The organism is Spirillospora sp. NPDC048819 (assembly GCF_040650055.1).
GTDB lineage: Bacteria > Actinomycetota > Actinomycetes > Streptosporangiales > Streptosporangiaceae > Spirillospora.
In genome coordinates this window covers 1-19175 of sequence record NZ_JBEZGN010000001.1, presented here as the reverse complement: position 1 = coordinate 19175, position 19175 = coordinate 1, and the positions used below count along the sequence as shown (strand labels likewise).

Here is a 19175-nt window from a genome sequence, read left to right as displayed (position 1 = left end):
GAAGGACCGTCGGGTCAGCGCCAGTAGTCGCGTTCGGGAAGTTGGAGCCACATGTCGGCCGGGCCGATGATCGCGCGGGAGTCGGTCGGTCGCAATCCTGCGTAGGCGAAGCAGAACGCCTCGGCCCTGTGGTGGTAAAGGTAGGTGAGAAGGACTTCCTCGGCCGTGTCGTTGGCGCCGGCCCATCCTCCGGGATGCAGGTCCCAGCCTTCGAGCACGCCGTCTCGGGCGACGCTTCCCTGGTTTCCGCTCTTTGGGTTGGCGTACATGGCGTAGCACACGGTCCCTGTCGAAAGGGCCTTTGTCACGCCGGGCATGGATGCCCCGTAGGCCCATGGCTGGACGATGACGCACCCGCCCGGCACGTCGATCGCGCCGACGACTGAGTCGTCGTAATCACCGAAGTCTCCGTCCTCCTCGTACCCCGGCGCTTCGACCGCCGCCGCCTTCAGGCGCCGGGCGGCCTCATCTGTGGTGATGTCGGCGACACAGGCCAGGCTGAAGCCGTCGTAATAGAGGTCGCTCAACGCCCTGATCAGGCGGGGGGCTTCCGCCGCCGCTGCGGTTTCGGCGGCCGAAAGCTCGGCGCGCGGCGGCGAGAACAGGTCCGGGTGCGGACCGGCCAGGGCGAGTCGGCCGGGTGACCAGCCGGCCATCATAGGGCGCCACGGGTCGGCGCCGGCTTCGACCAGGGCACGGGCGTTGTCGGGACGGTTGTCGAAAACGGCCCTCCAGAGGGCGGTTCGGCCCTGGTATTCGGCGTCTACATCCCTGACGTGCCTGGCCAGTTCCGCGACCACTTCGGGCGTGCCGCCCTCCACCGCGAAGTCCAGCGGACGCTGGTACCCGAATATGAGGGCGTCCGGGTCGGCGCCCGCTTCGAGGTGTGCGCGGACCTGGGCGAGGTCCCGCCATGTCGTGTTGGCCCATTCGTTGGTGTCCATGGCAAGCGGATTGTGGCGTGCAGGTCCGACATTTCGCGCCGATGACGGCGGTGTACAGCCTGCGCAGCATCGATTGACGTCAAGGCAGGCAAGCAAGATGGTCGGCGCGCCGGGGGTGCGGGCCGTCGCCGTTGGCGGTGGGCAGGTCGGTGATCTTGTTGTTGGTTGGGCGGAACCGGGAGCATGGCGGGCGTCTCATATGTGGTGTCTCGTCCGTCGGATCTCTGGGGAACGTCAATGGACCGGTTGAGCGCTGGGCAGCGGCGGCTCGTTGATGAGCTGTGCGGGGAGTGGGAGGCGCGGGTCGCCGAGCCGGATCGGCGGGATGCCGAGGAGGCGCTCGCCGAGGTGTACGACCAGCGGGGGTGGGCGCGGCCCAAGGCCGTGATCTGGCTGGACTCCCCGCTGGCGGGCGCGATCGCGGCGCGGACCCTCCTCTATGGGCACGAGCATCTCGACGGCGACCGGGACCCGGACGCGCATAAGGCGTGGGTCGGCGCGACCACTGCCCGCCTGGACGGGACGTTCGACCGTCAGGAGCCGTCGGCCTTCGAGGAGCGCGAGTCTTTCGCCCCCAGGTGGCGGCTGCCGGACGTCCACTCGGCCTACAAGCTCTCCTATGACATGGACGAACCTGCCCTGCGGGCCGTTCTGGCGCGTGTCGGTGAGCCCGCGTGGGCGATCAACAGCGGAGTCTCGGGGTGGTTCAAGGAGCAGGCGTTGTCGCCCTCCGACCCCGAACGTTTCGCCGCTGCCAGTGCCACTGCCCATGCGCGCCTGCTTGGGGGACTGGAATCGGTGTTCCCCGCTGGGCAGTGGGAGGCGGTGAAGGACGCACTGCGGTCGTGTGCTGAAGGGCCGCGTCCCGAGCATTGGAAGCAGTGGCGGCAGGTATGGGCTGCGGTGCGCGCTCCGGAGAACCATGCGCTGCTCATCCTGGCGGCGGTGCGCGGGGACGGTGCCGGAGAGTTCCGGGCGCGGCTGCGCATGGCGTCGGTGGTCGGATGGTGGTGGGCGCTCAACGACGTCGCGGTGCTGACCCCTCATCCGTCCGAGGTCCACACCGACGACTCGGGTCGGCTCCATCGTGGCGACGGCCCGGCCGTGCTCTACCGGGACGGATTCTCGCAGTACTGCTGGCGGGGCCGGCTGGTGCCGCCCGACCTCATCGACCCCGGGTGGAGCGGCGCCGACATCGTTCACGCGTCCGATGAGGAGTTGCAGCGGCGTGCGGCGGAGCAGCTCGGCCCCGCGTCGTTCGCGGCCACCCTTCGTGCCGAGCGCGTCGTCCCGGATCTGCGTCGTTGCGCGCTGGAACGTCTGGGCTGGGCGCGGTTCGCCGCCGAGGCGCCGCTGGCGCGGGTCGGGGACGCGGTGACCGATCCCGGCGATCCCGGCTGCGAGCTGGCGCTTTACGACGTCCCCGCGGTGGTGTTCGGGCGCCCCGCCCGGGTGGTGCTGCGGGCCGGAGGCGGCCGCAGCGGGACGGCGCTGCTGGTGCCGACGGATGCGACCGATCCGGTGGCGGCCGCGTCATGGCTCGGGGACGGTGCGGACGGGCCGGCGCCGGAACCGGAGTTGCTGGCGCGCATCCGGCAGAGCGAGTCGCTGCTGGACACGCTGGCCGGGCTTGAGCTCGAAATGTCCCACGTGTCGCACGTCGAACACGTCGAGGAGGTCCACCTGGCCTTTGGTGCGCGGCTGGAGCCGATCGGCGGGAGCGGCACCGGCGGCACCTACTTCCTGTGCGGTGACGGTCCTCGACGTCCGGTGCTCTACGCCGACTCTGAAGGCGGATACCAGGTGATGGGGCGTGACCTCACCGAGGCCCTTGAGTTCATGGTGAGCGCCGACCCCGATGGCGGCGACCCAGAGGAGGCGGATGAGGAGGCCGCACGGGAACTAGGCCTGCGGCCGCTGTCGCCGGAGGAGTACCGCGCGCGGCGGGAGGAGGCCAAGGCGATGGCGGTCGCCCTCACGGTGGTGATGACGGACGAAGGCAACGCGTACGAGTACCGTCACAGCACGTGGTTCCGGTGTTGAGGCCCGGCCGCCGACGATGGATGTCCCTGTTCGTCGTCTCGGTCTTGCTGCTGCCCGTGGGCGCCTGCGGGATCTGGGACGACCCGCTGCTGTGGAGTCTGGACGGCCGGACGATCAGCGGCGGCGAATCGGTGCGGCCGACGGTCTGGGCGACCGGCCCGACTCTGGCGATCACCCGGGCGCGCGACGTGACCGGGTACGACGCCGCGACCGGTGAGCCGCGCTGGACGGTGCCGCTGTCCGGCAAGGTGTGCGCGGCCTCGCCCCGTCCCGCGGGCGGCCGGGTCGCCGTTCAGTTCGGCCGGGGCAGGCCGGGCTGCGACCGGGTCGCGCTGATCGATCTGAAGACCGGCAGGAAGGTCTGGGAGCAGCCGATCATTCCCGCCGACCGGGTCGTGCGGGGTCAGGCGGTCATCAGCGCCGGTGCCGTGGTGGTGGACTGGCTCTACGGCACCGCCGCCTTCCGGCTGGACGACGGACGGCCGCTGTGGAACGTCGACAGCCACCGCGTGGACTGCGCGTTCCAGGGATTGGCGGGCGGCCCGGTGCTGGTGGCGGGGCGGTCCTGCGACGCCGACAAGCTCAAGGTCCGCCGTGTGGAAGGGCTCGACCCGAACACCGGCCGGGCCCTGTGGAGCTACGACGCGCCACTGGGGTACGTGGTCGAGGCGATGGTGTCGACCCGTCCGGTCGTCCTCGGGCTCCGCCGGGACGAGCGGCGTAGGCGCGTGTCGCGGTTCGTGGTACTCAACGCGTCCGGTGCGCAGGTCACGAGCATCGATGTGGGCTTCAAAAGCGCCTTGAATTGCTCCGTCCCCCAGCCGTACAGCCGGTGCGGCAACATCGTGGTCACCGGCGACAGCCTCTACGTCAGGTCGGGTGACCGGCCCGGGAATGACGACGAGAAGCAAAAGTTCGCGCCGATCGTCTCCTACGACCTGGCCACCGGCCGTGCGCGGTGGACGACCGAGAACCCGGACGGCAACCACCTGTTCCCGATCGCGATGGACGGCGACCGGCTCATCGCCGCGCAGCCCGCAACGGCGGGTGAGGGAGGCAAGGCTCCCCGGCTCGTCTCGGTCGACGCCGCCACCGGCAAGACGTCGATCATGTGGAGCCTCACCAGGAAGGCGGACTTCCGGCTGCGCAGCGGCTCCGACCGCCAGTACGCGCAGGGCCGGTTCTTCCTGACCAAGAAGCTCGTGACGGGCAAGGAGAAGGTCGCACTCCGCGCGTACGGAAACACCGATGAGTGAGACGGGGAACCCGGCGCAGCGTCCCGGACGGTGGACGGCGCTCCTCGCCGCGCTAACCCTGCTGCTGCCCGTGGGCGCTTGCGGGATCGGGGAGGAGGCGCTGCTGTGGAGCCTGGAAGGCCGGGCGATCAGCAGTGGCGGCGAATCCGTGAAGCCGACGGTCTGGGCGATCGGGCCGACTCTGGCGATGGCACGGGCGGGGGACGTGACCGGGTACGACGCCGCGACCGGTGAGCCGCGCTGGACGGTGCCGCTGCCCGACAAGGTGTGCGCGGCCTCGTCGCGTCCCTTCGATGGCCGGGTCGCGGTCCGGTTCGGCGAGAGAGAACTGGGCTGTCACCAGGTCGCTCTGATCGACCTGAAGACCGGCGAGAAGGTCTGGGAGCAGACGATCAGCCCGACCGACCGGCTCTGGTCGGGTGAGGTCGTCATCGGCGAGGGCGTCGTGGTGGCGGACTGGCGCTACAGCACCACCGCCTTCCGGCTGGACGACGGACGCCCGCTGTGGACCGTCGACAGCCGCGGTGCGGACTGCGCGATCGACGGGCTGTCGGGCGGCCCGGTGCTGCTGGCCCGGCAGACCTGCGAGAACAAGGCGCGCAGCGTGCACCGGCTCGACCCGCGCAGCGGCCGGTACCGGTGGAGCTACGACGTGCCCCCGGCGTACAGGGTCGAGGCGATGGCGTCGACCCGTCGCGTCGTCCTCGGGCTTCGCTCCACAGGCCGCGGTGTGTCGCGGTTCGCGGTCCTCGACCCGTCCGGGAAGCAGGTCACGGGTTTCGACATCGCCGACAACGACGAGGTGCGTTGCCACAACGAACTCCAGGACCTCAATCGCTGCGTCGGCGTCGTGGTCACCGACGACAGCCTCTATGCCAGATCGGGTAAGCGGCCTGCGAAAGAGAACGGGCGCACCGTGCCGATCGTCTCCTACGACCTGGCCACCGGCCAGGCCCGGTGGGCCACCGAGAACCCGGACCGCAACCATCTGTACCCGCTCGCGATGGACGGCGACCGGCTCATCGCCGCCCAGCCCCGCAAGCCGGGCGCAAACGGCAAGGGAGGCGGCGGGAGTGAGCCGCCCCGGCTCGTGTCGGTCGACGCGGCCACCGGCAAGACCTCGATCATGTGGCGCCTGCCCACCGACGTCGGCCTCTGGCTGCGCAGCAGATACGGCCGGCAGTACGCGCAGGGCCGGCTCTTCATGAACGAGACGTCCGTGACGGAGCAGGACGAGGACGACGTCGTGTTCCGGGCTTTCGGAAAGCCGCCCGAGTGAGGCCAGACACAATGGCGGATGACGCGCTGTGGTGAATGCCCCATCACTATGACCTGGGGTGGGTCACTGTGTGTGATTACCCTTAGGTAAGTTTCGGTCGGGCGCGCATGGCCGGCTCTTCCCGAACGAGACGTCCGTGACGGGTCGGGACGAGCGGGTGAGGGGGGTCAGTCGGGTGGGGGCAGGCGCACGATCTGGAAGCCGGCGTCGGCGAGGATTTCGGGCAGGACGCGAATGGCGTTGAGGTCTTTGCTTTTGGCCTCCTCGCTCAAGTTCTGCCATTCGACGAGGTCGGGATGGAGCCTGCGGTCGTTGTCGCGCAGCGGACCGTGGGACCAGCCTTCCCTTTCTCGCTCTCTGGCCCACCGTATGTGTTCCATGCGCGCCAGCCGTTCGAGTTCATCCGCGGTGAACGAGAAGTGGGGGGCGGCGTCCACGCGGGGCGCGAGTGTTGCGGTGATGGCGGCGAGTTTGCGACCGATGTCCGTGGCCTGGCTCCGGTTGGCGTTCCGCAGTGTCTCGGGGAGTTCCCGCCAGGGAACAAGAGAGGTGTTGACCCATCGAGTCTCGCCCTGCCGTATCCGGTCTCGGACGTAATGCTCGTGCATGGCACGGGCGAACTGCTCGATCAGGTCGTCACCGATTCTGGCGGGGTCGCAGGCTGTGTCGAAGATGCCTTGGACTGTGAGCTGTCCCGAAAGCCCGTCCAGCAGCGGACCGCCGGGTTGGACGGCGAAAGCCTGGCCATAGGTGGCACTCTGATCGACGCTGACCACGATCTGCCCGGCCGTGTTCCGCCAGAGGCCCACCGCGGTCAGAGCCAGGCGCAGCGCCTCTTCGGCCTCGTGCTGACACAGAAAAGTACGTTCGGGACTCTCCAGCGCCCCTGCCTCGAACTCTGTCGTCTCGCAGTCGATGACATTAAGATCCCATTCCCGCAGAAAGGCGTAACGGGCTTCCAACTCTGCGACGATGCGGCTCGCGTCCGGGTCCACGAGGGTCATGACGCCTCTGCCGGCGTCGGTCAGCATCTGCCGTTGCCGTGCAAGCTCGACGGCAACCTCGCGGCCGAACGGGGTCAGGCCGACGATGAGGACACGCCGGTCCTCCTGCTTGAGTGGGTTCTCCTCCAGGAAGGCACGAGCGGCGAGCTGAGCCGGATTGAAGAAATCCAGTCGGAAGCCCGGACCTTGGGCGAGGCCGAGCCGGCGGGCGCGCAGCCCCTGGCACAGGTCCGGATCGGCCACGTACATGTAGGCGATGAGCGGTTCACGCCGATTCCTGTGCAGGCGTTGTGCGGTCAGGGCGACTCGGGCGTTGGCGGCGCTGTCGTCCGAGAACGCGTACAGGACTCGGGCTCTGTGCGCCCCCGCCCACTGGAGCATCCGCGTTTGGGACGGGTCGCCGACCAAGTGGTGGTGACCGACACCGAGGTCACCGTCATCCTGGGGGCTGACGGTGACGACGCGCTCCCCTGTCGCGCGCAGCCGCTCGGCCAGGACGCGTGCGGCCGGGGAGGTCCCACAGACCACGTGATGCCCGCGCAGCCGCCTGATGCGGAAACGCCGGAGCCGGTCAGAGAAAAGGACATAGATTGCGTCGATGAGAGCGTAGACCGTGACCGCGGGAGCGGCGAAGCGAGCGATTTCCAAGGTCAATGGATAGGGGCCGCCGCGGTCGAGCGGAACGGAGTCCATGACGAAAAGTTGCAGGTCGTAGTAGGTGAGGTCGGCGACCGAACGTCCGAGATCAGGACGCTGCCGCAGATAGGTCGCCAGCCCCACGTAGCCCAGCACCAGGGCGACCACTGCGATCATGCCGAACAGCATCCGCAGCATAGCCGCCGGAGACGGCCGTTGACCGGCGCCCTCGTTCACCATCGGACCACGGCCCTCCTTCACGTAGACCACCACCCTCCGGCATCATTGCGGCTGCGGCGCTTTGTGCTCGGCTGTTGGCTGACTCTGGTCAGGCATGTCCAGAATCTCGCCGGCGAGGCGGGACATGGCCAGGGCATACGCCCAGTCGGTGCGCTTTGCCGCATGGACGGCCGTCCATCCGCCGGCGCCTGTCCAGCGCGCCGCCAGTGTCCGGTCGGCGAAGAAGTCGATGGGCTCGGGTATGCGGAAGAACGCCATCCCACGGAATCTCCACCAGTGCCACCCCACGGTGTCCGCCGGCCTTGGCGCCAGGAGAAAGATCGTGCGATCAAGGGCGCCGGCCGCGATGATTGCGTCGAGTTCCCAGCCCAGCCCGGCCGTTGACGCGTTGGGTGTGGCGCCCACCACGATCAGCCCGCTCTCTGCGATATTCCTGCGAACCACGGCCTGCCAGGTTTCGCGGGTGGGGTCCTCACGAGCCACTCCCAGTGGTTGCCACCGCGCGTCCGGATCCTTGATGGTGGTCACCGGCCCGTACACCGACAGATAGCGATGGATCAGCTCTTCAAAATTCTCGAACTGCCTGACACCGAGTTTCTCCAGAATCGTCGGGCGGGTGAGCGGACTGGTGCGGATGGTCAAAGAATCGTCGGCGAAGTTGCGCAGGTACAGGACGGGCGGACGCCGGTCAGTCTTGCGCAGAACGGGGGCCTCGAGACGGGCCCAGCCGCGTGCCAGGCGATACAGCAAACCCCACAGCAGTCCTATGCCCAGGATCAGCAAGAGCGTCCCGACGGTCAGCAGCGGCACGGGCACCAGCCGGAGCGGTAGTGACCATCCTGAGTCGGCGACGACCGCGGGATGGAACCGGCCATTGGGCATGATGTAGCCGATCTCCTGCAGGAGCCGGAAGATCGGGATGATGATCATGCCGGCCAGCGCGGTCACCTGGGCGATGTGCGACGCCACTACAAGGGAGGCGGTGCTGAACGGACGCCGGCCGGTGTTGACCTGGGAAGCGCTGTGAGCACCCCAGATCTTGTGCGTTCCGGGAAGGAAGCGCTGGGTGAGCACAAGCTGTCTGGCGACGAACACGTAGCCGATGAGCAAGATCCACCAGGGCAGCGGGAACGCCATGAGCGCGGTCCACAGAAGGAGGAATCCCCAGAACCTTCGCTGTGCGTCCACCTCCAGCGTCCGCGCCTTGGCTCCGACATCGATCCAACGGAGGCCCGTGCTGTCGGACGGCGGTCTGCTGCGGGCAGTGAGGCGGCGGGCTCTGACCCGGAACCACGCCAGTATGTTAAGGAACGCCAAGAAAGCGGTCGCCAGGCCCAAGGCCTCCCGCATGACTCCGGTGGTGTCCGTGTAGACGTCGAAGACGGGCAGCGGAACGCCTGGCGTTCCCGGTACCGCCCTCCATTGCCGCTGCGCCACATCCCGGACGCTTCGGTCGTTTCCAGGGCTGCTGCTCTCTCCCGGTGCGGCGGTCCGTACGTGGACGAGATATTGACCTCGGCGGAAAATGACGGCCGTGTAGGAGAGCTTTGAGCCACCGGATTCCGTGCCTTTGGCCAGCAGGCTGTACGGGATTTCGTCAGTCACCGTGGTGGATGTGGCGTCGCGGGCGACCGACTCTTCGAGCAGGGAATGCAAGTTGGCGGCCACGACGAACGACTCGCAGCGGACGACCTTGATCAGCGCCTGACGCCGGCCGTCGGTGTGCGTCCACCTCCGTTCACTCATGGCACACGCCTTCCGGCCTGTCCCGCGCCAGTTCTGCAGCGGCATCGAGGCTCTGGACTGGCGCGGCTGCGCCTCGTACTCCGCGCCGATCGCGTCGTCGGTGAGCATCACCAGGTGCGGCGGCGGGCCTGGCCGGTCGGTCGCGGGCGCGGTCAGCACCCCGCCCACGACCAAGCCTGCGAACAGCAGCAACACTGCTGCCGCGAGCATGCCGCGGTATGCGGGATGGCGAAGCCGGTCGATCCGCTGCCCACCTCGCCGTGCGGGTGCCTTGCGGGGCCCGCCGGACGGTCCTCCGGCCGCATGCCAGCGGGTGGTCAGGTCCAGACCGCCGAGTTCGGTACCCAGCCAGTCTTCCTGGATCAATTCAGTGAGGGACGACTGGCCGGCAGCGTCCCTGGTGTTCATCGCCGCCGACGCCGCGGTGCCGGGGTCCGCGACGAGGCCGAGGGCCAGCACCCCGGCGGGCATGGGATGCAACTCGTAGTCGATCGCGATGCTCATGGCGACGCGTACCGACCGCTCGGCCGTCCCGGTGAGGCGATGTCCGCGCCACATCGTCTCGGCCGGGTCGGGGTCGGTGGCCTCGCTCTCGGCGATCACGTCCGGTGGTCCGCCTCGGAGCGCGATTCGTGTCCAGTCGGCATGGACGTCGGCATGAGCGAGTGAGACTAGGAGGTCCTTTGTCGAGCCGCCGTGAGCCAATGCGGTCGCCACCGGTTTGCCGGCCCATCCCGGGTTGCTTTCCATCGCAGTGGACGTCACCTTTCCGCAGACATCTAAATGCCGATGTGCGATCTACTCCTGCGCAGGCGAGGTCCTACCCATTGATCGAATAGTTCCTCAAGGCCCCTTCGCTTCCGGTGACAAGCGTCTTAGAATCCGGGCCCGGAAACCATCCGCGAAATCACGGTTTTCCGACGCTGTCCGAGGCCGGTCGAGATCTCGTTGGCGGCGGACTGGCCAGGGTCGCGCCTGGCGTCCGGCCTGTCCGGGGCGTCGGGCGGAGGGTCAGGGGACCGTAAATGCCGGGCCAGCCGGGGTCAAGTCTGTGTAAGGGGACGGACTGGCAATCGCGATGCGTGTTCATGTGGTGGCGTAACGTCACCATGCTCGGTGGGGCGAGGAGGAGGCCCCATGTCCCCGAAGCTCAGCGTGGTCGTGCCGTTCTGCAACACCGAGGAGTTCTTCCGGGAGTGCCTGGAGTCGCTGGCCGGTCAGACGCTGCGCGACCTTGAGGTGATCATGGTGGACGACGGGTCCACCGACAACGGCGCCGTGATCGCCAAGGAGATGTGCGGCCGGGACCCCCGGTTCCGGCTGGTCACGCGGGACAACGAGGGGCCCGGCCCGGCCCGCAACGCGGGGGTGCGGCAGGCGCGCGGCGAGTACCTGGCGTTCGCCGACGCCGACGACGTGGTGGACCGTGAGGCCTACGCGCGGCTGGTCGGGTCGCTGGAGCGGACGGGGTCCGACATCGCGTCCGGGAACGTCCTGCGTATGGACGAGGACCGCAAGTGGCAGTCGCCCTTGCACGACGGTGTGTTCACCGAGTCCTGTAGCAGGACGCATGTGTCGTCCAAGCCGGTGCTCATGCGTGACAGGACGCCGTGGAACAAGGTGTACCGGCGTGAGTTCTGGGAGCGGGAGGGGCTGGAGTTCCCCACGGGTCTCTACGAGGACCCGCCCGTGACCGTGCGCGCGCATGCCCGGGCCCGTTCGGTGGACGTGTTGAGCGACACGGTCTACTTCTGGCGTAAGCGGCCGGGGTCCATCACCGAGGACCGCTACGACTGGGACAACATCACCCAGCGTCTGGGGTCCGCGCGTGTACTGCGGGACGGGATGTCCGAGTACGCGCCCCAGCTCCTGAACGCCTATGACGAGCACGCGCTGGTCGGAATCGAGCTTCGCACCCTGTTCGAGGCTCTGCCCAGGACGCACGATGTGCATCGCGAGGAACTCGTCGCGATCGGTGCGGAGCTGGCGCAGCTGATAAGCCCGCGCGTGCTGAAGAGGCTTCCCGCGATGACGCGCCTCCAGCTGTACCTGCTGTCCCGGCGGATGCTGCCGGAACTGATGGAGGTGCTGCGCTTCGTCCATCTCCGGAAGGCGGCGGAGGCGCCGCGGGTGCGGCGGGGACTGCGGCCGCGGTGGTACGCGGAGTTCCCCTTCTTCGAGGACGAGGAGCGTGCCGTCCCGCAGCACCTGTACGACGTGACCGACGAGCTGACGCCGGTCGCGGCGATCGACCGGGCCGCGTGGGTGGACGGGCGGCTCCGCATCGAGGGGCACGCCTACATCCGGCATCTGGACTCCTCGACCGAGGACGGTTCCCGCATCCGGGTGTGGCTGGTGGCGGCGAACCGGCGCGGGCTCCTGCGGGTGCCGGTCACGCGGGTCCGGAGGCCGGACGTGACCGCGCGGTCGCGGCAGTCGACGGTCTCCTACGACTGGTCCGGGTTCGTCGCGGACATCGACCCGTCGTCCCTGAAGATGTTCGGGCGCTGGCGGGACATCGACTGGGTGCCGTGCGTGGAGGTCGTCAACCGGGGGCTGCGGCGGCGGACCACGTTCGCGAACCCGCGGCTCACCGCGCAGCAGTGGCCGGACGACCGGGAATGCGCGCCGGGCGTCCTCGTTCAGGGCGTCGCGGGCAGGCACAAGTTCGTGGTGCAGGTGAGGCGGACGCCGGCGGCGGTCGTCGGAGGCCATCTGGAGCGCGGCGAACTGTGGCTGGACGGCTGGAGCCGCGCCCCGCTCGGTGACGAGCCGCGCATCATCGCCGTGCCGAAGGCGGGACGGGCCACGGTGGCCGGCCCGGTCGAGCCGGTAGGGGACAACGGGTTCCGTGCCAAACTGCCCGTCGCCGGGCTGGCCCGACGCCCCGGCGACTGGGAGATATCCCTGCCGGACGGGGGCAAGCCCTATCTGGACGAAGACCCGGCCGGCGCCGCGTTCGCCATTCCGGGTGGGGAGCTGGAACTCGCCAGGACGCGGCGAAGCACGCTGCGGATCGTCGTCCGCGGACGGGTCCTGGCCGTGGACGAGGTGTCCTGGTCGCCCGACGGCGCCCTTCACCTGGCGGGGACATGCACGGACGGGGCGGGACGGCCCGACGCGCTCGTGCTCCGGCGGCGGCGGTCGTGCGAGGAGCACACCGTCGGGTTGCGCTGGGAGGGGCACCGGTTCACGGCGTCGTTCTCCCCGGCGCGTATGCCGGTGCTCGGGTTGTCGCGTCCGCTCGTCGCCGGCCGTTGGGACGTCCTGGTCACCCTCGACGGCAAGGAACAGCCGGTCGTCGTCAGGAGGCACACCCTTCGCACGCTGCCGGAGCCGTTCGAAGCGGGTCTGCACAGGATCACGGTCCGCGCCCACAAGACCGACCAGTTGCTGTTGCGCATCGAGACGGCCCTGGACGATGACGAACGCGGCGCCTACGCGCAGAGCCGCATACGGACCGGGCACTACCGCCGCCACCTGAACCTGCCCGTGCGTGAACTCGCCGTCTTCGACGCCTACAGGGGCCGCCAGTACTCGTGCAACCCGCGCGGTATCTACGACGAGCTCCGGCGGCGCGGAACCGACATCGAATGTGTGTGGGTCACCGAGAACGGCCAGTTCGGCAAGCCCACGGGCGCCCGGACCGTCCTGGCCGGTACGCGGGAGCACTACGAGGCGCTGGCCCGCGCGCGCTACGTCTTCGGCAACTGGTCACAGAAGGACTGGTTCGCCAAGCGGGACGACCAGACGTACGTGCAGTGCTGGCACGGGACGCCGCTGAAGAAGCTCGGATACGACGTCAAGACGATGCCGTACAAGCGCACCGAGGGCGTCGACTGGATGGAGTACGACGTTCCCCACTGGGATCTGCTTCTCGCCCAGAACACGTTCTCCGTGCCGCTGTTCCGGCGTGCCTTCCGCTATGACGGGCCGGTCTTCGAAAGCGGCTATCCGCGCAACGACGTCCTGAACAGCCCGCACCGGGACGAGATCGCTGCGGCGGTGCGGCGGCGGCTCGGCATCCCGGAGGGCAAGCGGGTCGTCCTGTACGCGCCGACGTGGCGGGACGACTTCCACCACGCGGTCGGCAAGCGCGCGTTCCGCCTCGAACTCGACGTCGACCGGTTCAGGGCGGCCCTGGGGGACGACCACGTCCTCCTCCTGCGCACCCACTATCTCGTCACCGACCGCCCGCAGCTCCGGCCGGGCGACTGCGTGATGGACGTGTCCGTCTACCCCGACATCTCCGAACTGTTCCTCATCAGCGACGTGCTCGTCACGGACTACTCGTCGTCCATGTTCGACTTCGCCGTCACCGGTCGCCCGATGGTGTTCTTCACCTACGACCTGGAGCGTTACCGCGACCATGTGCGCGGTTTCTACTTCGACTTCGACGCGGAGGCCCCGGGGCCGCTGCTGAGCACCTCGCAGGAGGTCGTCGACGCGCTGCGTGAGCCGGCCGCGCTCGACGCCGGTTTCCGGGACGCACGCGCAGTGTTCGCCGCCCGGTACTGCCCGCACGACGACGGCAACGCCGCCTCCCGCGTGCTCGACCGGGTCCTCCAGCCCGCCACCTGAAAACCCCACCACGGAGCCGCACGTGTCACCCCAGATAAGCATCGTCGTCCCCTTCCGCAACGCCGAGGAGCACCTCGCCGGCTGCCTGGAGTCGCTCGCCGGGCAGACCTTGCGCGGCTTGGAGGTGCTCATGGTGGACGACGGATCGAGCGACGGCGGCGCCGCCGTCGCCGAGGAGTTCACCGAACGCGACGACCGTTTCACGCTGCTCCGGCCTTCCGGCGGGCTGTCGGCCGGGGACACCGGCGTCGAGCAGGCGAAGGGCCGGTACCTGGCCTTCGCCGACGGCAAGGACGTCCTGCCCCCGTACGCCTACGAACTGATGGTGGGCACGCTGGAGTCGACCGGATCGGACCTCGTCGGCGGAAACGTCATGTGCCTGGACGGCACGCAGGCACGGCAGTCCCCGCTGCACGGCGTCCCCTACGCGACGACGGTGAAGTCGACGGACGTGACCCGTCACCCCGCCCTCCTGCAGGACAGGATGGTGTGCAACAAGGTGTTCCGGCGCGCGTACTGGGACACGTACCACTTCAAGGCCCCGACGGCCTCTCACATGCTCACGGCCATGCAGACCCAGATCCTGGCCTCCGCGATGGACGTCCTCGACGCGACCGTCTACTTCTGGCGGGAGCGTCCGGGAACGGCCGCACGGTTCCGTCCCGGGGCCGCGGACGTCACCGAACGGATGGCGAACCTCGCGGCGGTGCGGGAATTCGTCGACGACCATGCGCCGGAGCTACTGGCCGTCCACGACATGTACGCGCTGGACCTGGACGTCCGCGCCCTGATGCTCGCCCTGCCCGGGGCCACCGGGGAGGAACGGGAACGCCTCGTCGAGTTGGGGGCCGAGGTCGTCGCCGCGGGCGACCGTTCCGCCGCCGAGCGGCTGGTGTCGATCAGGCGGCTGGAAACGTACCTGCTGAAGGAGCGGATGCTGCCCGAACTGCTGGAGGTGCTCCGTTTCGAAGCGGAGGGCCTGCGGGACGTCCCGCTCGTGCAGCGGGGCCGCCTCCGCCAGCGCTGGTACGCCCGGTACCCCTTCTTCGACGACGTGGACCGTGCCATCCCCGAGGACCTGTACGACGTCACCGACGAACTGCTCCTCTGGGCGGACGTCGACCGTGTGGAATGGGACGTCGACACGCTCATCGTCGAGGGGCACGCCCACTTCGACCGGCTCGACGTGTCCTCGGTGACGGATTCGCGCATTCGCGTCTGGATGCGTGACGTCAAGACCGGCAAGGAGATCAGGCTGCCGGTCGAACGGATCCTCTGCACGGACGCCACGGTCCGGTCCGACCAGTCGCTCGTCTCCTACGACTGGTCCGGGTTCTCCGTCCGGGTGGAGCCCGAGTACCTGCTGGACGGCGACGAGTGGCGGACGGCCACCTACGAACTGTTCGCCGAAGTGTCGACGGCCGGGCGCAAGGCCGTCCAGCGGCTCATCGCGGTGGCCCCGGCCGTGCGGTGGACGGCCGCGCGGCAGGTGGACGAGCACGTGGCCGTTCAACCGGCGGCGGGCGACGACGACGTGTTCGTGGTCCACGTCAAGCGGGCCAAGGCCGTCGTCACCGGGATCCGCCGCGACGGCGACCATCTGGAGCTGACCGGCTGGACGAGGCGAGCCCTGGGCGCGGGGGCGGCGTTGGTCGCGGCACGCCGCCACGGGGGCGCGGAGGTCCGCGGAGAGGTGACGCTACGCCAGTCGGCCGTGCTCCGCATGGCGGAGGGCACCGGGTTCGACTTCAAGGCGAGGCTTCCCCTGGAGGACGGGTCGGTGTGCTGCTCGTCCTGCCGCCACTCCTCCTGCGCACACCTGCTGGACGCCATCGACTGGGACATCAGGCTGACCGGCGAGGGCGGGCCGCTGAGGCTGACCGTCGCGAGCAACGTCCCCGCCGTCCGGTACGCCCTGCCGGCGTGCACGGGACCGGCCTGCAGGGGCGGTCGGGAGTTCGCCCTCACCCGGACGGCGTTCGGCAACCTGCGCGGTGTGGAGCGCAGCTTCCGGCCGGTCGTGACCGCGGCCGAGTGGGACGAGAACGGGCTCCTCACCCTGAGCGGCGACTTCGCAGACCCCGAGGAGCGGCCATCCCACTTCGTCCTGCGGCGGTTCCGGTCGGGCGACCAGCACCGCGTCCCCGTCACGTGGGAGGGGTGCCGGTTCACCGCCGCGTTCACGCCCGCGACGATGGCCGTGTTCGGGACGGACCTGCCGCTGCCCAGCGGGGCGTGGGAGCTGCTGGCGCGCGCGCGTTCCGGGGAGGCGGCCGTCGTCGTCGAACGCGAGGCGATCCCCGGCCTCACCGGCCGGCGGCGCGTGGGAGCACACGAATTCGAGGTCGACGTACACCAGACGGACGCGTTCCTGCTTCACAGCCGTCCCGCCCTCGAAGAAGACGAGCGCGGCGGGCATGCGCAACTGCTCCTCCAGCAGCGCGACTACCCCGTGTACCTGCGGAGCCCCCTCGCGGACGTCGCCGTGTTCGACAGCCACGAGGGGACCCAGTACAGCTGCAACCCGAGGGCCATCTACGAGGAACTCACCCGGCGCAAGCCGAACCTGGAATGCGTCTGGGTCTCCCGGGACGGCCAGTTCGCGGTCGAAGGGAAGGCCCGGACGGTCATGGCGGGAAGCCGCGAGCACTACCGCGTCCTCGCGCGCGCCCGCTACGTGGTCACCAACGCCGGGCTGCCGCCCTGGTACGCCAAGCGCGAAGGGCAGACGTACGTCCAGACCTGGCACGGCACACCGCTGAAGCGTCTCGCCCACGACCTCGGCGACATGCCGTACCAGCGCACCGAACGACTCGACTGGACGGAACGGGAGGTGGCGCGGTGGGACGTGCTCCTATCCCCGAGCCCGTTCGCCACCCAGATCATGCGCCGGGCCCTCCGGTACGAGGGGGAGATCCTGGAGACGGGTTACCCGCGCAACGACATCCTCAGCACGCCCGAGTGGGAGCGCATCGGGTCCCGCATCCGCAAGCGCCTGGGGATTCCCGACGGCAAGAAGGTCGTCCTCTACGCACCCACATGGCGGGACGACCGGCACCACGCCCCCGGCGGCCGCGGGTTCTCCCTGGAGCTGGACGTGGAGACCCTGCGCCAGGCCCTTGGCGAAGACCACGTCCTGCTTCTGCGGCCACATCCCCTCATCACCGACCGCAGCCATTCCTCGACGAGTGACTCAACCGCGGGCGACTTCGTCATCGACGTGGCCCGGTATCCGGACATCGCCGAGCTGTACATGGCGGCCGACGTGCTCGTCACCGACTACTCGTCCGCCATGGTCGACTACGCGATCCTGGGCCGGCCGATCGTCCTTTACACCTACGACCTGGAGCGCTACCGCGACCACGTGCGCGGCTTCTGCCTCGATCTGGAGGCCGAGGCGCCCGGGCCGGTCGTGACGACGTCCGCGGAGGTCGCGGCGGCGGTCAAGGAGGCGCCCGACGGCGAAGAGCGCTACGCGGACGCCTACGACCGGTTCTTCGTGAAGTACTGCCCCCACGACGACGGCCAGGCGGCGGCCAGAGCCGTCGACCACATCTTCGGCCCATGGCCGGCCGCGCCGGCCGAGCCGAGCGGGTCCGCCGAGCCGAGCGGGTCCGCCGAGCCGAGCGGGTCCGCCGGGGCGAGTGGGTCAGCCGGGGCGGCGGGCGCGGGCGAAGAGCCAGGCGCCGGGCCATGAGCACAGCGGCAGGCGGCGTTCCAGCGCGGCGGTCACGCGCAGCGCCTCGTTGGTGAAGGGGTGCAGCGGGGCCAGGTCCTCGCGGCGCGCCGTCCGGTGCCTGAGACGGCGCAGGAACGGCCGGAGCAGGACACCCCTGCTCCACACCCGCTCCAGCAACAGCCCGGCGCCCTCGACGAGCTCGGCGAGCGTGCGGCGCGTGTAGCGGCGGACCCGGCCGAGCGCCACGTCGTGCGCCGACCACAGGGCCATGTCGCACGGGACGGACACCAGCGCCGTCCCGCCCGGCTTCAGCACCCGCGTGATCTCCGCCGCCGCCCGCTCGTCGTCCTCGATGTGCTCCAGGACGTCCAAGGCCAGCGCGAGGTCGTAGTGGCATTGGGGAAGCGGCAGATAGCGCGCGTCGCCTTCGTACGCCTCGACGCCGTGCGCGCGCGCCAGCGCCACGGCGTCAGGGCTGAGGTCGATTGCGGTGGCCTGCCAGCCGTGCTCGGCCAGCACCCGCGAACTTGTGCCCGCGGCGGCGCCGATGTCGACCGCCGTCCCCGGCACGCTGAACCGCAGCAACTCCGCGGACAGGATCTCGCGGCGCTCGCGGTACCACCAGTTGTCGTTCTCGATCCGCGTGATCCGCTGAAGCTCGATGGTGTCCACGGGACAAGCCGACGGCATGGGCGGCGGCGCGTTCCACCGACGCCGCCGTCCGGCGACGGATCGTTGACCGGTGTTTGACCTCCGGCCGGACGTCAGCGCTTCCTGCGGCGGCGCCGGGTGAGGAAGCGGAACACCAGCAGCAGCGCGACCAGGCCTCCGACGGCCGGGACGGCCCGCTTGGCGACCGACGGGCCCGCGACCTCCAGCAGGTCGATCGCGTCGTCCTCCCGCGCCACCCGCAGCGGCCGCTCCCGCTTCTCCGCCGGCGCGGCGGCCCGCTCGGCGGCCCGCTCGGGGGCGCCTTCGGTGCTCTCAGCGGCGGCGGGGCCGTCGGGTGCGGTGGCCGGGACGGGTTCGACGACCTCCGCGGCGGCCGGGCCGGGCTTGTCTGCGGGCTCCGGCTCCGCCGCCGGGGCCGTGCCGGACGACTCCAGCTCCTCCTCCAGCGCCTTGGCGAACCGGGAGATGATCTTGGTGCCGACCTCGGACAGGATGTTGCGCCCGAACTGCGCGGGCCGTCCCGTCACGTTCAGCTTGGTGTGCACGGTCACGCGGGTCGTGTCGCCCTCTTCGTGCAGCTTCGCCTGGACGGTCGCCGACGCCGTCCCCGAGCCGCGGGCCTCCTTCGCGGACGCCTCCAACGTCACCGTGCGGGACGGCTCGTCGGCCGACACGATGCGCGCGGAGCCGCGGTAGGTGATGGTCATCGCGCCGACCTTCACCTTCATCCGGCCCTTGAACTCCTCGCCCTCGATCGAGTCCAGGGTGGCGCCGGGCATGCACGCCGCGACGCGCTCCACGTCGAGCAGCACCGACCAGGCCTGATCCACCGGTACGGGGACGGTGAAATCGTGATCGAGTTCCATGATCAATGTCCTTATCGTCCGGAGACCTTGTCCGCGACCCTACGGTGGACGCCCATCGCGTCGCCAGTGAAGCCGATCACCTTGCCCGGGACCTCGGATCGTATCCCGGCCGGTACCCCGCGACGGGCCGGCCATGCGGCCGGATCTCCGCACCCCGGAGATCCGGCCGGCACCCCGAAGCGCAGTACACACCGCAGTAAAACAATAAAAAAAATCAGGAAAGGGGTTT

General features: G+C 69.6%; 10 protein-coding genes. 5 read left to right on the top strand and 5 right to left on the bottom strand.

Features of this window, described 5'->3' with window-relative positions; all coding sequences use genetic code 11:
* Positions 1 to 14 precede the first annotated feature (14 nt).
* A complete protein-coding gene (locus AB0C35_RS00050) occupies positions 15 to 944 on the bottom strand; it encodes an ankyrin repeat domain-containing protein (RefSeq protein ID WP_358448738.1) in 930 nt (309 codons plus the stop codon).
* Between the two features lie 237 nt (positions 945 to 1181).
* On the opposite strand from AB0C35_RS00050, the gene AB0C35_RS00045 reads away from it, so the two are divergent.
* The 3 genes from AB0C35_RS00045 to AB0C35_RS00035 are packed head-to-tail and all read left to right on the top strand — an operon-like array spanning position 1182 to position 5522.
* Complete coding sequence (locus tag AB0C35_RS00045; RefSeq protein ID WP_358448736.1) at positions 1182 to 2987, top strand: DUF6745 domain-containing protein; 1806 nt, start codon at positions 1182 to 1184, stop codon at positions 2985 to 2987.
* A 20-nt stretch (positions 2988 to 3007) separates the two neighbouring features.
* A complete protein-coding gene (locus tag AB0C35_RS00040) occupies positions 3008 to 4243 on the top strand; it encodes a PQQ-binding-like beta-propeller repeat protein (protein ID WP_358448734.1) in 1236 nt (411 codons plus the stop codon).
* On the top strand, positions 4236 to 5522 hold the full coding sequence (locus AB0C35_RS00035; RefSeq protein ID WP_358448732.1) for a PQQ-binding-like beta-propeller repeat protein: 1287 nt from the start codon (positions 4236 to 4238) through the stop codon (positions 5520 to 5522). The genes AB0C35_RS00040 and AB0C35_RS00035 overlap by 8 nt, the downstream gene beginning before the upstream one ends.
* Positions 5523 to 5689: 167 nt before the next feature.
* Here the strand turns inward: AB0C35_RS00035 and AB0C35_RS00030 are convergent, their stop codons facing one another.
* Both AB0C35_RS00030 and AB0C35_RS00025 read right to left on the bottom strand, forming a co-directional pair.
* Entirely contained in the window at positions 5690 to 7435 is a 1746-nt protein-coding gene (locus tag AB0C35_RS00030) for a RyR domain-containing protein (protein ID WP_358448730.1), read from the bottom strand.
* 9 nt (positions 7436 to 7444) lie between these two features.
* Complete coding sequence (locus tag AB0C35_RS00025; protein WP_358448728.1) at positions 7445 to 9898, bottom strand: hypothetical protein; 2454 nt, start codon at positions 9896 to 9898, stop codon at positions 7445 to 7447.
* A 387-nt stretch (positions 9899 to 10285) separates the two neighbouring features.
* Here AB0C35_RS00025 and AB0C35_RS00020 point away from each other — a divergent pair, with 387 nt between their 5' ends.
* Both AB0C35_RS00020 and AB0C35_RS00015 read left to right on the top strand, forming a co-directional pair.
* Positions 10286 to 13729, top strand: a complete 3444-nt coding sequence (locus AB0C35_RS00020) for a CDP-glycerol glycerophosphotransferase family protein (protein ID WP_358448726.1) — start codon at positions 10286 to 10288, stop codon at positions 13727 to 13729.
* Positions 13730 to 13751: 22 nt separating this feature from the next.
* The gene (locus AB0C35_RS00015; RefSeq protein ID WP_358448724.1) at positions 13752 to 17426 is read left to right on the top strand and encodes a bifunctional glycosyltransferase family 2 protein/CDP-glycerol:glycerophosphate glycerophosphotransferase; all 3675 of its coding nucleotides are present in this window, start codon (positions 13752 to 13754) and stop codon (positions 17424 to 17426) included.
* Here the strand turns inward: AB0C35_RS00015 and AB0C35_RS00010 are convergent.
* Together AB0C35_RS00010 and AB0C35_RS00005 are read right to left on the bottom strand one after the other, a co-directional pair.
* Positions 17379 to 18080 (bottom strand): class I SAM-dependent methyltransferase, encoded by a 702-nt coding sequence (locus AB0C35_RS00010; protein ID WP_358448722.1) that lies wholly within the window; start codon positions 18078 to 18080, stop codon positions 17379 to 17381. The two genes, AB0C35_RS00015 and AB0C35_RS00010, sit on opposite strands and share 48 nt — an antisense overlap.
* A 92-nt stretch (positions 18081 to 18172) precedes the next feature.
* Positions 18173 to 18946, bottom strand: coding sequence for an SRPBCC domain-containing protein (locus AB0C35_RS00005; RefSeq protein ID WP_358448720.1), 774 nt, complete (start codon positions 18944 to 18946; stop codon positions 18173 to 18175).
* Positions 18947 to 19175 lie beyond the last annotated feature (229 nt).

Bases quoted from the DNA above. Each gene is read 5' to 3' on its own strand.
- AB0C35_RS00035 (WP_358448732.1), top strand. From the start codon at position 4,236: ATGAGTGAGACGGGGAACCCGGCGCAGCGTCCCGGACGGTGGACGGCG.
- AB0C35_RS00005 (WP_358448720.1), bottom strand. From the start codon at position 18,946: ATGGAACTCGATCACGATTTCACCGTCCCCGTACCGGTGGATCAGGCC.
- AB0C35_RS00040 (WP_358448734.1), top strand. From the start codon at position 3,008: ATGTCCCTGTTCGTCGTCTCGGTCTTGCTGCTGCCCGTGGGCGCCTGC.
- AB0C35_RS00050 (WP_358448738.1), bottom strand. From the start codon at position 944: ATGGACACCAACGAATGGGCCAACACGACATGGCGGGACCTCGCCCAG.
- AB0C35_RS00025 (WP_358448728.1), bottom strand. From the start codon at position 9,898: ATGGAAAGCAACCCGGGATGGGCCGGCAAACCGGTGGCGACCGCATTG.
- AB0C35_RS00020 (WP_358448726.1), top strand. From the start codon at position 10,286: ATGTCCCCGAAGCTCAGCGTGGTCGTGCCGTTCTGCAACACCGAGGAG.
- AB0C35_RS00045 (WP_358448736.1), top strand. From the start codon at position 1,182: ATGGACCGGTTGAGCGCTGGGCAGCGGCGGCTCGTTGATGAGCTGTGC.